The organism is Klenkia terrae, assembly GCF_900491935.1.
In the GTDB taxonomy this organism is placed as follows: Bacteria; Actinomycetota; Actinomycetes; order Mycobacteriales; family Geodermatophilaceae; genus Klenkia; species Klenkia terrae.
The window spans coordinates 1,520,472-1,537,181 of sequence record NZ_UEXK01000004.1 but is presented as its reverse complement, the minus strand read 5'-3'; the positions used below and the strand labels follow the sequence as shown (position 1 = coordinate 1,537,181).

The window sequence follows — 16,710 nt, the reverse complement described above, 5'->3', positions numbered from 1 at the left end:
GTCCTAGATGTGTAAAAGAGCCGGGGGGTGTGTATAAGAGCCGGGGCGCGCACCGCGCGCCGCTGTCCCGCCGCGGTCGCCTGCACGCCGTCCCGGCGACCCGGCCCGACCGGCTCGAGCACGGGGTCGAGTCCGGGCGACCGCTGCGCATCGCGCTGATCGCCTCCAGCCGGTACCCGATCGCCGAGCCGTTCGCCGGCGGGCTGGAGTCCCACGTCTGGCAGCTCACCCGTTCGCTGGTCGCCCGCGGGCACGACGTGACCCTCTTCGCCGGTCCGGGCACCGACCCCGCGCTGCCCGTCGAGCACCTGGCCGTGCGGCGCCTGGAGATCAGCCCGGCCGCCCGGGCCGACGTGAGCATGGCGCCCGAGGTGTTCCTCGAGGACCACCACGCCTACCTGTCCCTCATGCTCGAGCTCACCGGCCGGCGGGCCCACGACTTCGACCTGGTGCACAACCACGCGCTGCACTACCTGCCGCTGGCCATGGCGCCCGCGCTGCAGGTGCCGATGGTGTCCACGCTGCACTGCCCGCCCACCCCGTGGCTGGAGTCCGCGCTGCAGAGCGGCGGTCCGACCCCGGCGCACCTGGTGGCGGTCAGCGAGCACCCCGCCGCCGCCTGGCGCCCCGCCGCGGGCGTCCGCCAGCAGGTCGGCGTGGTGCCCAACGGCGTGGACCTGGACCGCTGGACGGCCGGTCCCGGCGGGGGCCCGCTGATCTGGTCGGGGCGGATCGTGCCGGAGAAGGGCACCCACCTGGCCGTGCAGGCGGCGCTGGCCGCCGGTCGCGAGCTGCAGATCGCCGGTCCCGTGGTCGACCGCGGCTACTTCGAGCGGACCATCGCCCCCTTCCTCGGCCGCGGGGTCACCCACCTCGGGCACCTGGGCCACCCCGAGCTCGCCCGGGCCGTCGGGCAGGCGTCGGTCGCCCTGGTGACCCCGTGCTGGGACGAGCCCTACGGCCTGGTGGTCGCCGAGGCGCTGGCCTGCGGCACGCCGGTCGTCGCCTTCGCCCGGGGCGGCATCCCGGAGGTGCTGACCCCCGCGTGCGGGCGGCTGGTCCCCGCCGGCGACGTCGCCGCGCTGGCCGAGGCCATCCCGCAGGCCGAGCAGCTCTCGCGCACAGCTGCCCGGGAGCGGGCGCGGGCACACTGCTCGGTAGAGACCATGGTCGACCGGTACGAGCAGCTCTACGAGTCGCTGGCCGTGCCGGCGGTGGCAACTGCCTGAGGAGGACCCCGTGATCGGTTGGTACGTCCACCACCAGGGCCGGGGTCACCTGCACCGGGCGGCCGCCGTCGCCGCGGAGCTCGACCTCCCGGTCACGGGGTTGTCGTCCCTGCCGGACCCGGGGGCGCCGTTCGCCGGGTGGGTGTCCCTCGCCGACGACGCGGGGCACCCGGTCGAGGAGGTCACCGCCGGCGGGGCGCTGCACTGGGCCCCGCGCGGGCACGACGGCATGCGCGAGCGGATGGCCCGGCTGGCCGCCTGGGTCGACGAGGCACGGCCCTCGGCCGTCGTCGTCGACGTGTCGGTCGAGGTCAGCGTCTTCCTGCGGCTGATGGGCGTGCCCGTGGTGGTCACCGCCATGCCCGGGGACCGCACCGACGCCCCGCACACCACCGGCTACACCGTCGCCGACCGGGTGCTGGCCTTCTGGCCGCAGGACGTGCTCGACCCGCCGTGGCTGGCCCGGCTGGGCGACCGGGTCGTGCACGTCGGCGCCGTCTCCCGGTTCGACGCCCGCCCGCCGGCCGACCCCGCACCGGGCACGGCCGTGCTGCTCGCCGGCAGCGGTGGCAACGCGGTCACCGAGGCCGACGTCGCGGCACTGCGCGCGGTCACCCCCGGGCTGACCTGGACGGTGCTCGGCGGCCCCGGCGGCTGGTCCGCCGACCCGTGGCCGGTGCTGTCGGCCGCCGACGTGGTGGTCACCCACGCCGGGCAGAACGCCCTGGCCGAGGTGGCCGCGGCCCGCCGTCCGGCCGTGGTCGTGGCGCAGGAGCGGCCCTTCCGCGAGCAGCACCGCAGCACCGACGCGCTGCACCGCTCGGGCATCGCCGTCGGGCTGCCCCGCTGGCCCGGGGCCTCGGCCTGGCCGCGGCTGCTCGAGCAGGCCGGGGCGCTGGGCGGCGACGGCTGGGCGCGCTGGTCCTCCGGCGACGCCGCGCGCCGGGCCGCCGCCGAGATCGCCGCGGTGGCCCGCACGTGAGGACGGCGGTGGTCACCGTCGTCCACGGCCGTCATGCGCACCTGACCCGCCAGCTGGCCGGGCTGGCCCGGCAGACCCGGCCGGCCGACGACCACGTGGTGGTGGCGATGGGCGACGCGCAGGTGCGCGCGGTGGTCGGCACCGCCGCGCGGGTCCTCGACGTCCCCGCCGGCGCCCGGCTGCCGCTGGCCGCCGCCCGCAACGCCGGCGCGGACGCCGCGCTGGCCGGCGGTGCCGAGCTCCTGGTCTTCCTCGACGTGGACTGCATCCCCGGCCCGGACCTGGTGGCCCGGTACGCCGCGGCCGCACAGGACGACGTGCTGGACTCGGGCCCCGTGACCTACCTGCCGGCCGCCGCCGACTACGACCTGGCGACCCTGCACACGCTGGCCGACCCGCACCCGGCCCGCCCGGTCCCCGCCGACGGCGAAGTGCTCGTGGCCGAGGACCACCGGCTGTTCTGGTCGCTGTCGTTCGCGCTGACGGGCGCCACCTGGACCCGGCTGGGCGGCTTCTGCGAGGAGTACGCCGGCTACGGCGGCGAGGACACCGACTTCGCCGAGACCGCCCACGCCGCCGGGGTCCCGCTGCGCTGGGTGGGGGGCGCGGGGGCCTTCCACCAGCACCACGCGGTGTCCCGCCCCCCGGTCGAGCACCTGGACGACGTCCTGGTCAACGGTCGGGTCTTCGCCGACCGCTGGGGCTGGTGGCCGATGCAGGGCTGGCTCGAGGCGTTCGCCGACCGCGGCCTGGTCCGGCGCACCGCCGACGGGTGGGTGGCCGCGTGATCCGCGTCGCCACCGTGCCCTACGCCCACCCCTACCTGGACGCCGTCCTGCCGGCGAACGTGGTCCGGGTCGGGCCGCCCCCGCCGCCCGGGGAGCCGTGGGCGCCCAGCCCGTGGCTGGACCCCGCCTACCTCGCCGCGCACGCCGACGAGGTCGACGTGGTGCACCTGCACTTCGGCTTCGACGGGCTGACCCCCGACGAGATGCTGGCCTGGACCGAGACGGTCCGCCGCAGCCGGGTGGCGCTCGTGGTGACAGTGCACGACCTGCGCAACCCGCACCACTCCACCCGGGAGCGGCACGACCGGCACCTGGCCGCGCTGCTGGGGGCCGCCGAGGTCGTGCTGACCCTGACCGAGGGCGCCGCCGACGAGATCGCCGAGCGGTTCTCCCGGTCCTGCATCGTCGTCGCGCACCCCGGGCTGGTCACCCCGCTGCCCGACGTCGGCCGGGAGCCGCGGCTGGTCGGCGTGCACCTGAAGTCGCTGCGGACCAACCTGCTCGACCCGCTGGACGTCGTCCGGGCGGCCGCGTCGGGCGCGGTGTCGGCCGGCGGCCGGCTGCGGGTCGACGTGCACGACGACGTCGACCTGGGTCTGCGGGTGCCCGGTCTGGTCGAGGGCGCCGACGCGGGGGAGTACGAGCTCGTCGTGCACGGGCGGTTCGCCGACGACGAGCTGACCACCTACCTGCAGACGCTGGCCGTGTCGGTGCTGCCGCACCGGTTCGGCACGCACTCGGGCTGGCTGGAGGCCTGCCGGGACGTCGGCACCCGGGTCGTGGCGCCCACCTGCGGGCACTACGCCGACCAGTGGGACGACGTGGTGCTCTACGGCAACGACGAGGTGCGCGGGCTGGACACCGGCTCGCTGACCGCCGCGGTGCTCGTCGCGGTCACCCGGCCCTGGCCGGCCCGGGCGGACCCGGCCTGGCGGGCCGAGCAGCGGACCCAGCTGCGCCGGGTGCACGACCACGTCTACGGCCGGGTCGCCGCCGACCACCATGCCCGGACCTGAGGGCACCCGCGTGCGGGTCGAGCACCTGCTGGTCGGCCCGGCAGAGCACGGCGTCGTCCGGTACGCCCGGGAGCTCGCCGAGGCCGACGGCGGACCGCGCGGGGACGCCGACGTGGTGCACGTGCACTACACCGACCGGCTGTTCGGGCACACCGCCGAGACCTCGGCGGAGGCGTTCGTGGCCCGGGCCGTCGCGATGGGCCGGCCGGTGGTGGTGACCCTGCACGACGTCCCGCCGCACGACGGGTCCGTGCTGCAGCGGCGGCGGGCGGCGGCCTACGCGGCGGTCGTGGGCGCCTGCGCCGCGGTCGTGGTGAACAGCGAGCACGAGGCCGCCCGGCTGCGGGCGTTCGCCGACGTCGTCCCGACGGTCGTGCCGTTGCCGGTGCAGCCGCTGCCCCCGGGGCCGGTGCCGCCGCCGGACGGCCAGGTGGTCGTGCTCGGCTTCCTGTACCCGGGGAAGGGCCACGAGGAGGCGCTGCGCGCGCTGCCGCCGGGGACGGGGCTGACCGCGCTGGGGAAGCCGTCGGACGGGCACGAGGACCTGGTCGCCTCGCTCGCGGAGCTGGGGCCCCTCACGGTCACCGGGTACGTGCCCGACGCCGAGCTGCCGGCCCAGCTGCGGGCGGCGTCGGTGCCGCTGGCGCCGCACCGGCACGTGTCGGCGTCGGGGTCGATCGGCTCCTGGCTGGCGGCCGGACGGCGTCCGCTGGTGCCCGACGTGGCCTACACCCGCGAGGTGGCGCAGCGGTCCCCCGGGACGTTGTGGCTCTACGACGAGCTGGCGCCCGCACTCGCCGCGGCGCTGGCCGACCCGGCGCGGACCTGGCTGGACCCGGGGACGCCGGTGGGTCCGTCCATGCCGGAGACGGTGGCCGCCTACCGCGCGGTCTGGACGGCGGTCAGGGCCGCGTGACCGTGCGCGGGAACGACTGGTCGTCCCTCGCCGACGCCCGACCGGCGGAGCCGCCGACGGTGTCGGTGGTGGTGCCGCACTACCGGGCGCAGGCGCAGCTGGACCTGGTGCTGGCCGGGCTGGCGCTGCAGACCCACCCGGCGAGCCGGCTGCAGGTGGTGGTGGCCGACGACGGGTCGCCGGAGCCGCCGGTGGTCCCGGCCGGCGTGGTCGTCGTCCGCCAGGAGGACCGCGGGTTCCGCGCCGCGGCCGCGCGCAACCTGGGCGCCCGGGCGGCCGACGGCGAGGTGCTGCTGTTCGTCGACGGCGACACGGTGCCCGAGCAGACCTACGTCGAGGAGCTCTCGGCGCTGCCCGCGCTGCTGCCCGACGCACTGGTCACCGGCCGTCGCCGGCACGCCGACCTGACCGGGGGGACGCCGGACCGGCTGCGGGCCTGGTTCGTCGGCGGTCCGGCACCCGAGGAGCTGACCGAGCCGGCCTGGCTGCGGGAGTCCGGGTCGCTGCTGGACGCCGACGACCGCTCCTACCGGTTCGTGATCAGCGCGGTCATGGGGACGACGCGGGCGCTCTTCGAGGAGGTCGGCGGGTTCGACGAGACCTTCGGCGGCTACGGCGGCGAGGACTGGGAGCTCGCCCACCGGCTGTTCACCGCCGGCGCGGTGCTGGCCCACCGCGAGCGGGCGGTGGCCTGGCACGACGGCCCGGACTGGGGGCTGCGCGGGGACGACCCGGTGGCCGCCCGCCGGGAGAAGAACGCCGAGACCCGGTCGCTGGCCCGGCTGCTGCCCGACCCGGCGGCCCGCGGGGTGGGCGGCTGGTGGCGGTACCCGGCCGTCGTCGCGCGGATGGCGCCCGGCGCCGACGACGACGCGACGGTCCTGGGGGTCCGGTCGCTGCTGGCGGCGGGGGTGGACCTGCAGGTGTGGGGCGTGGACCCCGACCTGCTGGACGGCGACCCGAGGGTGCACGCGGGGGAGCCGTCCGCGTCGGTCCTCGCGCGGGCCCGCAGCCAGGTCATCCTCGACGGACCGGTGCGGTGGGCACCGGGCGGGCTTGCGGAGCTGCTCGACCGGGTGCGCCCGGGTGGGCCGGGGCGGTTGACCGGCCGGGTCGGCGACGTCGGCGTGACGGTGGCCGCGACCCGGGCCCTGCGCCGCAGCGCCCGGTGGGGCCTCCCGCTGGGGACCTTCTTCGACGAGGCCGAGACCGTCGTCCCGGCGGAGCCGCTGGGTCCGCACCCCGACCTGGCCCACCACCTGCCCCGGCTCTGACCGACCACGAGCCCTCCTCCCTCGGGGTGAGGGCGGGGCCGGAGCCCTCCACCGGGCCCTGGTCAGGCCGATGGTGCTGCAGGGGCACCGCGTCCCGTGGAGGGTGACGATGGACGTGTTCTCGGGCCGATGGGCCTCCCCGACCGGCTGGTCGGCGCCCCTCCCCGCGTGGGACGGCCCGGCCACCCTGGTCCTGGTGCTCGGTCCCAGCGGTCTGCGGCACGAGCCCGGCCACCCCGCCCTGGCCGACCTGCGCGCGGCCTACCCGACCTCCTCGCTCGCCGGCTGCTCGACGTCCGGCGAGGTGTCCGGCAGCGAGCTGCACGACGACACCCTCACCGTCGCCGTCCTCCGCTTCGCCGCGACCCGGGTGCACGTGGAGACCGCCCCGGTCACCGCCGACGACTCCCGCGACGTGGGCCTGCTGCTGGGCAAGCGCCTGGCCGACCACGACGCCGACCTCGCCGCTGTCCTGGTGCTGAGCGAGGGCCTGCAGGTCAACGGCTCGGCGCTGGCCGACGGCCTGTCCGCCGGCCTGCCCGTCGGCACGGTCGTGGTCGGCGGCCTCGCCGGCGACGGCGACCGGTTCGCCAGCACCTGGGTGCTCGTCGACGGCGTGCCGGTCGGCGGCCACGTCGTCGCGGTCGGCCTGGCCGGCGACGCCGTGGAGGTGGGCCACGGTGCCCGCGGCGGCTGGTCGGTCCTGGGCCCCGAGCGCGTCGTCACCCGCTCCCGCGGCACGGTCGTCCACGAGCTCGACCACCGCCCGGCCCTCGAGCTCTACCGCACCTACCTCGGCGACCGGGCCAGTGGCCTGCCGGCCACCGCCCTGCTCTTCCCGCTGGGCGTCCGGCCGCCCGGCGCCGACCACGAGTCCGTGCGCACCGTGCTGGCCGTGGACGCCGACGAGCAGTCGATCACCTTCGCCGGCGAGGTGCCCGAGGGCTCCCGCGCCCAGCTCATGCGCAGCAGCACCGACCGGCTGGTCGGCGCCGCCGAGGAGGCCGCCGAGATCGCCCGGCTCGGCGCCGGGGACGGCGACGCGTTCGCCCTCGTCGTCAGCTGCGTGGGCCGTCGCCTGGTGCTGGGGCAGCGCTGCGAGGAGGAGCTCGAGGCCGTCGCCGAGGCCCTCGGCGACGGCGGGCCGCCGCCGGTCACCGTCGGCTTCTACTCCTACGGCGAGCTGACCACCGCGACCCGCGGCGGCGCGACGATGCAGAACCAGACGATGACCGTGTCGGTGATCCGTGAGCGGTGACCGCCCCCCGCCCGACCTGCACCGGCTGCTGACCCGCCAGCTGCGCCGGCTGGGCATCGACGGCACCCCGGACGACGGCCAGTGGGCCGACCTGCTCGCCGTGGTGTCCCGGGCCTACGCCGAGGCCGACGAGGACCGGTACACCCTCGAGCGCTCGATCGAGGTGTCCTCCACCGAGATGCGCGACCTGCACGACCAGCTGCGCCGGCGGGCCGAGGAGGACCCGCTCACCGGGCTGCCCAACCGGGTCGCGCTGGTGCACCACCTGGGCCAGTCGCTGGCCCGCGCCCGGGCCGGTGGTCCCGGCGTCGCCGCGCTGTTCATCGACCTCGACGGCTTCAAGGCCGTCAACGACCGCCTCGGGCACGCCGCCGGTGACGACCTGCTCGTCGTCGTCGCGGCGCGGCTGGCGCACTGCCTGCGGCCCGACGACGTGCTCGCCCGCCTCGGCGGCGACGAGTTCGTCGTGGTCTGCTCCGACGGCGGCGACCGCGGCCCGGTGCTGGCGCTGGCCCGCCGGCTGCGCGAGTCGGTCAGCCGGCCGGTGCAGCTGGCCTGCGGACCGGCCCAGGTCGGCGCCAGCCTCGGCGTCGCCCTGACCCGCACCGGGCGGGAGTCGGCCGAGGAGCTGCTGCAGCGGGCCGACGCGGCCATGTACAGCTCCAAGCAGCACGGCAAGGGCCGGGTCACGCTGGCGGAGGGCGCCGTCCCGGCGGTCGTCCCGGCCTGAGCTCCGGCTCAGGCCCCGGCGAGGGTCCGCGCGCGCTCGGCGGGGACACCCAGCACGAGCAGGCTGGTGACGGTGGCCGCCGCGGCGTCCAGGGCAGGGTCGGACAGGGCGTTCTCCGCGACGGTGAAGACGGTCGAGAAGGCCAGCTGGCTGAGCACGCGCGCGGGCAGGTGCCGGCCGAGCACCCCCTCGTCCTGGCCCCGGCGCACCAGGTCGGCGAGGGTCTCCTCGACCGGGGCGAGCAGCGCGTGGATGTCCGGGCCGTGCTCGCCGCGGCGCAGCGCCAGCAGCAACCGGTAGCGGCGGGCCAGCGGCCACACCCGGCCGACGAAGCCCGCCCAGACGGTGTCCGCCGTGCTCCCGGACGCCTCGACCTCGGCGTCGGCGAGGGTGCCCGACAGCTCCCCCGCGGCCTGCCGGGTGAGGGTCAGCACCAGGTCCGTGCGGGAGGGGAAGTGGCCGTAGACGGTCCGGCGCACCACACCGGCCGCCGCGGCGATGTCGGCCATCGCGGCGTCGGGGTCCTGCCCGAGCACCTCGAGCGCCACGTCGAGGATCCGGGTCCGGTTGTAGACGACCACGCGGCGAGTCTTGCACAGCGGTGTGCAGATCGGTAACTTGCACAGCAGTGTGCATTGCACACCGATGTGCAGAGGACCCCAGGAGGAACCGTGCCCGCACCCGAGCTCCGACCCTTCGTCGCCGCCGTGCCGGACTCCGCGCTCGCGGACCTGCGTCGGCGCCTGGCCGACACCCGCTGGCCGGACCCCGAGACCGTCGACGACTGGTCGCAGGGCGTCCGTTCCGGGGACCTGCGGTCGCTGGTCCGCTACTGGCAGGAGGACTACGACTGGCGCCGGTTCGAGTCCGCGCTCAACGCCTTCCCGCAGTTCCTCACCACGATCGACGGGCTGGACATCCACGTCGTCCACGTCCGGTCACCGCACCCGGACGCGGTGCCGTTGCTGCTGACCCATGGCTGGCCGGGGTCGATCGTCGAGTTCATGCAGGTGATCGGCCCGCTCACCGATCCGGTGGCCCACGGCGGCGACGCCGCGGACGCCTTCCACGTCGTCGCGCCGGCGTTGCCCGGCTCCGGGTTCTCCGGCAAGCCCACCGGGACCGGGTGGGACGTCACCCGGGTGGCGCACGCCTGGGTGGAGCTGATGACCCGGCTCGGGTACGAGGAGTGGGCGGCCCAGGGCGGGGACTGGGGCGCCGTCGTGACCACGACCCTCGGGGCGCTGCGACCGGCCGGGTTGCTCGGGATCCACCTCAACACGCAGTACGCCTTCCCCGCGCAGATCCCCGACGAGCTCTCCGACGACGAGCGCCGGGCCGTGGCGGGCCTGGCCCGCTACGGCGGTGAGCTCGGTGGCTCCAACCACCTGCAGGGCACCCGACCGCAGACCGTCGGGTTCGCCCTGGCGGACTCCCCGGTCGGCCAGGCGGCCTGGATCTACGAGAAGTTCCAGTCCAAGACGGACAACGACGGGCTCGCCGAGGACGCCCTGGACGTCGACACCATGCTCGACGCCATCTCGCTGCACTGGTTCACCAACAGCGCCGCGTCCTCTGCCCGGATCTACTGGGAGAACAGGGCGGCCACCATGGCCGGCCCGCGGCTCGAGCTGCCGGTCGCGGTGACCGTGTTCCCGCGGGACGTCCCGCGGCTGCCCCGCAGCTGGATCCAGGACACCTACGCCGACCTGGTGCACCTCGGCGAGGCCCCGCGCGGTGGCCACTTCGCCGCGATGGAGCAGCCCGGGATCCTGGTCGAGGAGATCCGCACCGGCCTGCGCAGCCTTCGTCGTCCCGCCCTCGGGGTCAGTTGATGATCTCGCCGCGCTGGTCGGCGCGGAGCGCGGCCAGGCGGTCCCGCCAGGCCTGCAGCGCCTCCGGCGCCAGCCGCGTCCAGTCGGTGACCTCGCCGGTGACCCGGAGCGGGGCGGCGCTGCGGTAGGACCGGGTGGGGTTGCCCGGGAACTTCTTGTCGGTCACGTTCGGGTCGTCCTCGAACGCCCCGGTCGGCTCGACGGCGTAGACCCGCGGCACCCCGTCGCCGGCGGCGAGCTCCGCGGCCAGCCCGGCGCCGTCGCGGAGGGCGGTGAAGTAGACGTGGTTCATCACGACCTCGGGCCGGTAGTTGGACCGGAACCCGGCCGTCAGCAGGTCGCCCACCCGGAGGTCGGCCTTGGTCCCGTGGAAGAACGGTCCGTCGTCCAGCGCCTGCGTCACAGCGGGCACCGTAGCCGTGCGGGCAGCCCGACCGGCGACGACGATGGGGTGGTGGGCACCGACCGGCGCGACCTGCTGCAGGTGCGGACCATCTACGCCGAGCCGGCCGCCCTGGCGCTGCCGCGCGGGCAGCAGGTGGTCTCCCGGTGGCCCGAGGCCGAGGTGGTGGAGGTCGAGTCCGCGCTGCGCATCCCGCAGGTGCACGGTGCCGACACCAGCGTGGAGCGCTGGGTGCGGACCAAGACCGAGGTGCTCGCCCTCGGCGTCCGCAAGACCCTGACCGCGCGGCGCAACGAGAGGTCGGCCAACTGGATCGCGCCCTCCACGGCCAACGGCTGCGCGATGGCCTGCGGGTACTGCTACGTGCCGCGGCACAAGGGCTACGCCAACCCGATCACCGTCTACGCCAACATCGACGAGGTCGTGGGCTACCTGCAGCGGCACGTCGCCCGGCAGGGGGTCAAGGCCGCGCCCGACCAGTGCGACCCGACCGCCTGGGTCTACGACATCGGCGAGAACAGCGACGCCAGCGTCGACGCCCGGGTGTCGGACAACGTCGCGGACCTCGTCACCGCCTTCGCCGCGATGCCGACGGCCAAGGCCAGCTTCGCCACCAAGCACGTCAACCGGGACCTGCTCGACCTGGACCCGCAGGGCCGCACCCGGGTGCGCTTCTCGGTGATGCCCGAGGCGATGGCGAAGCTGGTCGACGTGCGGACCGACCCGGTGCGCGACCGGGTCGCCGCCGTCGACGACTTCGTGGCCGCCGGCTACGAGGTGCACCTCAACCTCTCGCCGGTGATCGTGCACGAGGGCTGGCTCGAGGAGTGGGCCGCCCTGCTGGACCACCTGGACGACGTGCTGAGCCCGCGGGCCAAGGCGCAGTGCGCCGCGGAGGTCATCTTCCTGACCCACAACGCCGGCCTGCACGAGGTCAACCTCGGGTGGCACCCGCGCGGGGAGGAGGTGCTCTGGCGCCCCGACGTCCAGGAGGTCAAGCGCTCGCAGAACGGGATGGACAACGTGCGCTACCGGGCCCGCTGGAAGGCTGTCTGGGTGCAGCGCCTGCTCGACCTCGTCGCCGAGCGGACGCCCTGGCTGACCGTCCGCTACGCCTTCTGACCCTGCTCAGGCGCGGTCGTGCAGGGTCACGTGGTAGCCGTCGGGGTCGGCGAAGGTGAACGTCCGGCCGAAGGGGCCGTCGATCGGTGCGGAGACGATCCGGTGCCCGTCGGCGGCCAGTGCGTCGTGGATGTCCTGGACGTCGGTGGCGTGCAGCCAGACCGCGGCGCCGATGCCGGGCTGGGGGAGGGAGCCGAGGTCGACCCCGGGCAGCGGGCTGCGGAGCGCGAACGCGATCGGCGTCGTGGTGAACACGACCGCGTGCGGGGGGCCGGCGGGGGAGCGGACCAGGCCGAGGTACTGCTCGTAGAACGCCTGGGCAGCGTTCAGATCGCTGACCTGCAGGGAGATGAAGTCGGGGCCGGTGACCGGCATGGGTGCGCTCCTCGGGTACGTGTCAGTTGTCTGACACGCAGACGCTATGTCAGGATGCTGACATGAGTCGAGGCATCGACCTGCCGACGTCGATGGGCTACCTGCTCAAGGAGGCCGCCAGCGCGCTCCGCGCGGCGATGGAGGAGGTGCTGCGGCCGCTGGGCATGACCATCACGCACTACTCCTGCCTGGAGCTGCTGGCCCAGCGCCCGGGCTCGTCGAACTCCGAGCTCGCCCGCGGCGCGTTTGTCACCCGGCAGTCCATGAACGTCCTGGTGCACGGGCTGGAGCGGGACGGCTACGTGAGCCGCCCGGCGGAGGCCGCCGTCGGCAAGGTGCTCCCGGCCCGGCTCACCCCGCGCGGGCGGCAGAGCCTGGCGGCGGCGACCGCCGCCGTCCGGTCCGTGGAGCTCCGGATGCTGTCCGGGCTGACGCCGGCCGAGCGGTCGACGGCCTTCGCGGCCCTGCAGAGCATGACCCGGGCGCTGCGCGCCGGGCCCGGCTGACTCAGGAGCCGGGGGCCCGCTCGTCGCGGACGTGGAAGCGGTGCCAGAGCCCGGACAGCTGCAGCGGCCGGGCCACGACGGTGCTGCCGACCAGCAGCTCCAGCTCGGAGCCGCGCCCCTCCAGCATGCGGTGCAGCTGCACCACCGTGGACAGGCCCGCGGAGTTCAGGAAGGTGACGGGCTTGAGGTCCAGCAGCAGGTGGGACGGCGGGTCCTCGCCCAGCAGCAGGTCGGTGACGGTCCGGATGACCGGGCGGCGGGCCTCGGCGGTGAACTCTCCGGTGACCGTGACCCGCACGGTGTCCTGCGCGGTCCGCTCGACCGTGACGTCGGGGACGGGCAGCTCGCCCCCGGCGGGGACGGCGGAGGGCGGCGGATCGGTGGGATTCGTCACCTACGTCCCCTACCCGCCCCGGCGACGATCAAGCGTCCGCGGTCACCGGTCGTCAAGGAGCAGGTCGTCGGTGTCACCGTCGAGGTCGGACTCGGGGTCGGCCGCGACCTCGGTGGCGTGCGGCAGGCGCACGGTGAAGACGGTGCGGCCGGGCTGGCTGGTGACGGTCACCGTGCCCTCGTGGGCGCCGACCACCGCGCTCACGATGGCCAGGCCCAGGCCGGTGGACCCGGCCTGCCTCGAGCGGGAGGAGTCGCCGCGGGCGAAGCGCTCGAACACGTGGGCGGCCAGGTCGGGCGGGATGCCCGGGCCGTCGTCCTCGACCTGCAGCACGGCCCAGCCGCCCTCGGTGCGCAGTCGGGCGGTCGCCGTCGTCCCGGCGGGGGTGTGCGTGCGGGCGTTGGCCAGCAGGTTGGCCAGCACCTGGTGCAGGCGGGCGCCGTCGCCGGGCACCAGCACGCCCACGTCGGGCAGGTCGACCCGCCAGGTGTGGTCGGGGCCGGCCACGTGGGCGTCGGAGACGGTGTCCACGACGAGGGCGGCCAGGTCTACCTCCTCGGTGACCAGGTCGCGTCCGGCGTCCAGCCGGGCCAGCAGCAGCAGGTCCTCGACCAGCCCGGACATGCGGACCGCCTCGGACTCCACCCGCCGCAGCGCATGCCCGACCTCGGGCTCGACGTCGGCGTGCTGGCGGCGGACCAGCTCCGCGTAGCCGCGGATCGAGGCCAGCGGGGTGCGCAGCTCGTGGCTGGCGTCGGCGACGAACTGGCGGACCTGGGTCTCCGAGGCCTGCCGGGCGGCGAGCGAGCCCTCGACGTGGTCCAGCAGCCGGTTGAGCGCGGTGCCGACCTGGCCGACCTCGGTGCGGGTGTCGGTGTCCTCCGGGGGCACCCGCTCGGCCAGCTGCACCTCCCCGGTGGACAGCTGCAGCTCCGCCACCCGGGTGGCGGTCGAGGCGACCCGGTCCAGCGGGCGCAGGGTGCGCCGGATGACGACCGCGGCGGCCACCACGGCGGCCAGCAGCGCCACCAGCCCGGCCACGACCTCGACCACGATGAGCGAGCCGACGGCCTGGTCGACGCTGCCCAGCGGCAGCCCGGTCACGACGAGCTCGCCGGACGGGGTGGTGGACCCGACCACCCGGTACTCGCCGAGCCCGTCGCCCAGGTCGACGGTGGTGGGGGACCAGTCCCCGCTCACCCCGTCGAGGGCGGCGACCTGCGCATCGCCGAGGGTGCGCTTCTCGCCGGTCCGCTCGATCACCCCGGAGTAGGTGCACACGCCGTCGGCGAAGCTGGCGATCAGCGTGCCCTCGCCCTGCCCGGGGCCGAAGTAGTCGGCGGGTTGCTGCTCGCCGGCCGGGGGCGCCGGCGGGTCGTCGTCGTAGTCGCCGGCGACCTGCTCGGTCCGGGAGCCGGCCGCGGCGAGCCGGTCGTCGACCTGCCGCATGAGCTCGTGCCGCAGGACGGCGGTCGAGGCGAAGGCGACCACCACGAGGACCAGCAGCGTGGGGACGACGAACGCCACCAGCAACCGCGCCCGCAGCGAGGCCCGCCGTCGGGCGGGTCCTGCTGCGGGCGCGGTCGGGGGCGTCACGTGTCCCGTCAGGCGGCGGGGGCGGGCTTGATCACGTAGCCGGCGCCCCGCAGCGTGTGGATCATCGGGGTGCGGCCGGCGTCGATCTTGCGGCGCAGGTAGGAGATGTAGAGCTCGACGATGTTGCCCTGGCCGCCGAAGTCGTACTGCCACACGCGGTCCAGGATCTGGGCCTTGGACAGCACGCGCTTGGGGTTGCGCATCAGGTAGCGCAGCAGCTCGAACTCGGTGGCGGTGAGCCGGATGTCGTCCCCGCCGCGAGTGACCTCGTGCGACTCCTCGTCCAGCGTCAGGTCACCGACGACCAGCAGGCCGTCGTCGGCCACCACGCGGGAGGTGCGGCGCAGCAGGCCGCGCAGGCGGGCGGCGACCTCCTCGAGGGAGAACGGCTTGGTCACGTAGTCGTCGCCACCGGCGGTCAGCCCGGCGATGCGGTCCTCGACGGCGTCCTTGGCGGTCAGGAAGACCACCGGCACCAGCGGGGAGTCCGCGCGCAGCCGGCGCAGCACCTCCAGGCCGTCCATGTCGGGGAGCATGACATCCAGCACGACCGCGTCGGGGCGGAAGTCGCGGGAGACCTTGACCGCCTCGGTGCCGTCGGAGGCGGTGCGGACGTCCCAGCCCTCGTAGCGCAGGGCCAGGGAGAGCAGCTCGCAGATGGAGCGCTCGTCGTCGACGACGAGCACCCGCAGGGCGCTGCCGTCGGGGCGGGTCAGCTGGGCCCGGGAGCTGGTGACGGGGCGGGTGTCCATCGCGGTCATGGTCACCACTGTGGAGCCCGATCCTGCGCACTTCCTGTGAGCTGTCCAGGAAGTGTCTGTCCAGGTCCGGTGCCCGGACCAGGCTCGACCAGGCGGTCCAGGAGCAGCGCACGGGCCGGGCAGGCGGCCACCGCGCGGCGGGCCGGCCGGTGCAGCCCAGCGGGCAGGTCGCCGGGCGCCAGCAGCGGGTAGCCCCACTCGTCGAGCCGGACCACCTCGGGCAGCAGGTCGGCGCAGGCCCCGTGCCCGGTGCAGGCGACCGGGTCCACCCGCAGCCGCTCGCTCACCGGGCACCGCCCGGGACCGGCAGGAACGGGGCGGCCGTCGTCGCCGAGCACCGGCCCGCCGCGTGCGCAGCCAGCTCGGGGGCGAACACCCGCAGGGCGCTGGCCACGAAGCGGACGCTGCCGTCGGGGTGGCTGCAGGCCCCGCGCCCGACGACGAGCCCGGACCAGCGGTGGACGTCGTCGAGGAGGCCGTGGGGCGCCGGGGCCGGCCGGGCCAGCAGCTCCAGGGCAGCCGCGATCCGGGGCAGGCCGTTCAGGCACGGCCCGCACTGCCCCGCCGACTGCGCGGCCAGGTGGGCCACGACCGAGGCGGTCTCCCGCAGGCCGCACCGGTCCGCGGGGAGGGCGGCCAGCACGCCGGCGCCGAGCGATGCTCCCGCGCAGGCGAGGGAGTCCCGGTCCAGGCTGAGGTCGGCCGCCACCGGGGTCGGCAGCCAGCTCCCGTGGTAGCCGCCGACGAGCACCGCCCGGGCGCCCGCCAGCGGCAGCACGTCGGCCAGGCGGGATCCCACCGGGACCTCGGCGACGTCGGTGACCCGGCCGTGCGGGCCGGCGGTGTGCCGGGTGACCAGGGTGTGCCCGCCGGCGTCGTCCCCGCGGGCCAGCAGCGCGAGCCGGGCGAGGGTCTCGACGTTGAGCACCAGGGTGGGCCGGCCCCCGACGCCTCGTTCGCGGACCGGCGGCACCTTCGTGCGGGGCAGCGGCGGACCGCCGTCCACGACGGAGACCAGCGCCGACTCCTCCCCGGCCAGGAACCGGTCCGGCAGGCCGACCAGCCGGACCCGGGCGCGGTCCCCGCGCTCGGCCAGCGCCCGGTCCAGGCCAGGCAGCGCGGCGTGCGCCGCGGCCAGCACCAGGGTGTCGGCACCGACGGCCCGGCCGGCCAGGTGCAGCCCGTCGAGCACCAGGTGCGGCGAGCGCGCCAGCAGGACGGCGTCCTTGGCCGCGGCCGGCTCGCCCTCCCCGCCGTTGCCGACCACCACCGCGGCCCGGCCGGTGGCCCGCGCGGCGTCGGTGACCGCACGCAGCTTGCGCGCGGTCGGGAACCCGGCTCCGCCGCGGCCGGTGAGGTCACCGGCCGCGGCGGCCAGGTCGGCCACCGCGGGCAGCGGCCCGTGGGCGGTCAGGTGGCCGGTCAGCCCGGGTTCGCCGGTGCCGAGCAGTCCGCGGGTCAGGGGTGGGGCGCTCATCGGGATCACCTGTTCCGGGAGGCGGCCGCGGGGCGGCCGCCTCCCGGA

19 protein-coding genes are annotated in these 16,710 nt (G+C 76.0%); 11 read left to right on the top strand and 8 right to left on the bottom strand.

Annotated features, from left to right (window positions below):
- From LFA75_RS08030 to LFA75_RS07995, 8 genes are all read left to right on the top strand, one after another.
- A partial coding sequence (locus LFA75_RS08030) for a glycosyltransferase (protein WP_225233120.1) occupies window positions 1–1,229 on the top strand: 1,229 nt, incomplete at its 5' end.
- A gap of 10 nt (window positions 1,230–1,239) precedes the next feature.
- A complete protein-coding gene (locus tag LFA75_RS08025) occupies window positions 1,240–2,211 on the top strand; it encodes a glycosyltransferase (RefSeq protein WP_225233119.1) in 972 nt (323 codons plus the stop codon).
- Window positions 2,208–2,999, top strand: a complete 792-nt coding sequence (locus LFA75_RS08020; RefSeq protein ID WP_225233118.1) for a glycosyltransferase family 2 protein — start codon at window positions 2,208–2,210, stop codon at window positions 2,997–2,999. Before LFA75_RS08025 ends, LFA75_RS08020 begins: the two co-directional genes overlap by 4 nt.
- Window positions 2,996–4,015, top strand: coding sequence for a glycosyltransferase (locus tag LFA75_RS08015; protein WP_225233117.1), 1,020 nt, complete (start codon window positions 2,996–2,998; stop codon window positions 4,013–4,015). Before LFA75_RS08020 ends, LFA75_RS08015 begins: the two co-directional genes overlap by 4 nt.
- Entirely contained in the window at window positions 4,002–4,931 is a 930-nt protein-coding gene (locus LFA75_RS08010) for a glycosyltransferase (protein ID WP_225233116.1), read from the top strand. Before LFA75_RS08015 ends, LFA75_RS08010 begins: the two co-directional genes overlap by 14 nt.
- Window positions 4,928–6,205 carry a glycosyltransferase gene (locus LFA75_RS08005; RefSeq protein WP_225233115.1) on the top strand — a complete coding sequence of 426 codons (1,278 nt, stop codon included), beginning with the start codon at window positions 4,928–4,930 and terminating at the stop codon, window positions 6,203–6,205. Before LFA75_RS08010 ends, LFA75_RS08005 begins: the two co-directional genes overlap by 4 nt.
- 109 nt (window positions 6,206–6,314) lie before the next feature.
- Window positions 6,315–7,463, top strand: coding sequence for an FIST signal transduction protein (locus LFA75_RS08000; protein ID WP_225233114.1), 1,149 nt, complete (start codon window positions 6,315–6,317; stop codon window positions 7,461–7,463).
- Entirely contained in the window at window positions 7,453–8,193 is a 741-nt protein-coding gene (locus LFA75_RS07995) for a GGDEF domain-containing protein (protein WP_225233113.1), read from the top strand. Before LFA75_RS08000 ends, LFA75_RS07995 begins: the two co-directional genes overlap by 11 nt.
- 8 nt (window positions 8,194–8,201) lie before the next feature.
- Here the strand turns inward: LFA75_RS07995 and LFA75_RS07990 are convergent, their stop codons facing one another.
- Complete coding sequence (locus LFA75_RS07990; protein WP_225233112.1) at window positions 8,202–8,774, bottom strand: TetR/AcrR family transcriptional regulator; 573 nt, start codon at window positions 8,772–8,774, stop codon at window positions 8,202–8,204.
- Window positions 8,775–8,864: 90 nt separating this feature from the next.
- On the opposite strand from LFA75_RS07990, the gene LFA75_RS07985 reads away from it, so the two are divergent.
- Window positions 8,865–10,028, top strand: coding sequence for an epoxide hydrolase family protein (locus LFA75_RS07985; protein WP_225233111.1), 1,164 nt, complete (start codon window positions 8,865–8,867; stop codon window positions 10,026–10,028).
- On the opposite strand, the gene arr is transcribed toward LFA75_RS07985, so the two are convergent.
- Window positions 10,021–10,431, bottom strand: coding sequence for an NAD(+)--rifampin ADP-ribosyltransferase (gene arr, locus LFA75_RS07980; protein ID WP_225233110.1), 411 nt, complete (start codon window positions 10,429–10,431; stop codon window positions 10,021–10,023). The two genes, LFA75_RS07985 and arr, sit on opposite strands and share 8 nt — an antisense overlap.
- A gap of 51 nt (window positions 10,432–10,482) precedes the next feature.
- Between arr and LFA75_RS07975 the strand changes: the two genes are divergently transcribed.
- Window positions 10,483–11,553 (top strand): spore photoproduct lyase family protein, encoded by a 1,071-nt coding sequence (locus LFA75_RS07975; RefSeq protein WP_225233109.1) that lies wholly within the window; start codon window positions 10,483–10,485, stop codon window positions 11,551–11,553.
- A 6-nt stretch (window positions 11,554–11,559) separates the two neighbouring features.
- Here the strand turns inward: LFA75_RS07975 and LFA75_RS07970 are convergent, their stop codons facing one another.
- A complete protein-coding gene (locus LFA75_RS07970; protein WP_225233108.1) occupies window positions 11,560–11,928 on the bottom strand; it encodes a VOC family protein in 369 nt (122 codons plus the stop codon).
- A 62-nt stretch (window positions 11,929–11,990) separates the two neighbouring features.
- On the opposite strand from LFA75_RS07970, the gene LFA75_RS07965 reads away from it, so the two are divergent.
- Entirely contained in the window at window positions 11,991–12,434 is a 444-nt protein-coding gene (locus tag LFA75_RS07965) for a MarR family winged helix-turn-helix transcriptional regulator (protein ID WP_225233107.1), read from the top strand.
- A gap of 1 nt (window position 12,435) precedes the next feature.
- On the opposite strand, the gene LFA75_RS07960 is transcribed toward LFA75_RS07965, so the two are convergent.
- The 5 genes from LFA75_RS07960 to LFA75_RS07940 are packed head-to-tail and all read right to left on the bottom strand — an operon-like array spanning window position 12,436 to window position 16,662.
- Window positions 12,436–12,828, bottom strand: coding sequence for an STAS domain-containing protein (locus LFA75_RS07960; protein ID WP_225233106.1), 393 nt, complete (start codon window positions 12,826–12,828; stop codon window positions 12,436–12,438).
- Window positions 12,829–12,870: 42 nt separating this feature from the next.
- Window positions 12,871–14,424, bottom strand: a complete 1,554-nt coding sequence (locus LFA75_RS07955) for a sensor histidine kinase (protein ID WP_225233105.1) — start codon at window positions 14,422–14,424, stop codon at window positions 12,871–12,873.
- Window positions 14,425–14,432: 8 nt separating this feature from the next.
- A complete protein-coding gene (locus tag LFA75_RS07950; RefSeq protein ID WP_419146490.1) occupies window positions 14,433–15,185 on the bottom strand; it encodes a response regulator transcription factor in 753 nt (250 codons plus the stop codon).
- A gap of 2 nt (window positions 15,186–15,187) precedes the next feature.
- Window positions 15,188–15,472, bottom strand: a complete 285-nt coding sequence (locus tag LFA75_RS07945) for a ferredoxin (protein ID WP_225233104.1) — start codon at window positions 15,470–15,472, stop codon at window positions 15,188–15,190.
- A complete protein-coding gene (locus LFA75_RS07940) occupies window positions 15,469–16,662 on the bottom strand; it encodes an NADH-ubiquinone oxidoreductase-F iron-sulfur binding region domain-containing protein (RefSeq protein ID WP_225233103.1) in 1,194 nt (397 codons plus the stop codon). Before LFA75_RS07940 ends, LFA75_RS07945 begins: the two co-directional genes overlap by 4 nt.
- Window positions 16,663–16,710 lie beyond the last annotated feature (48 nt).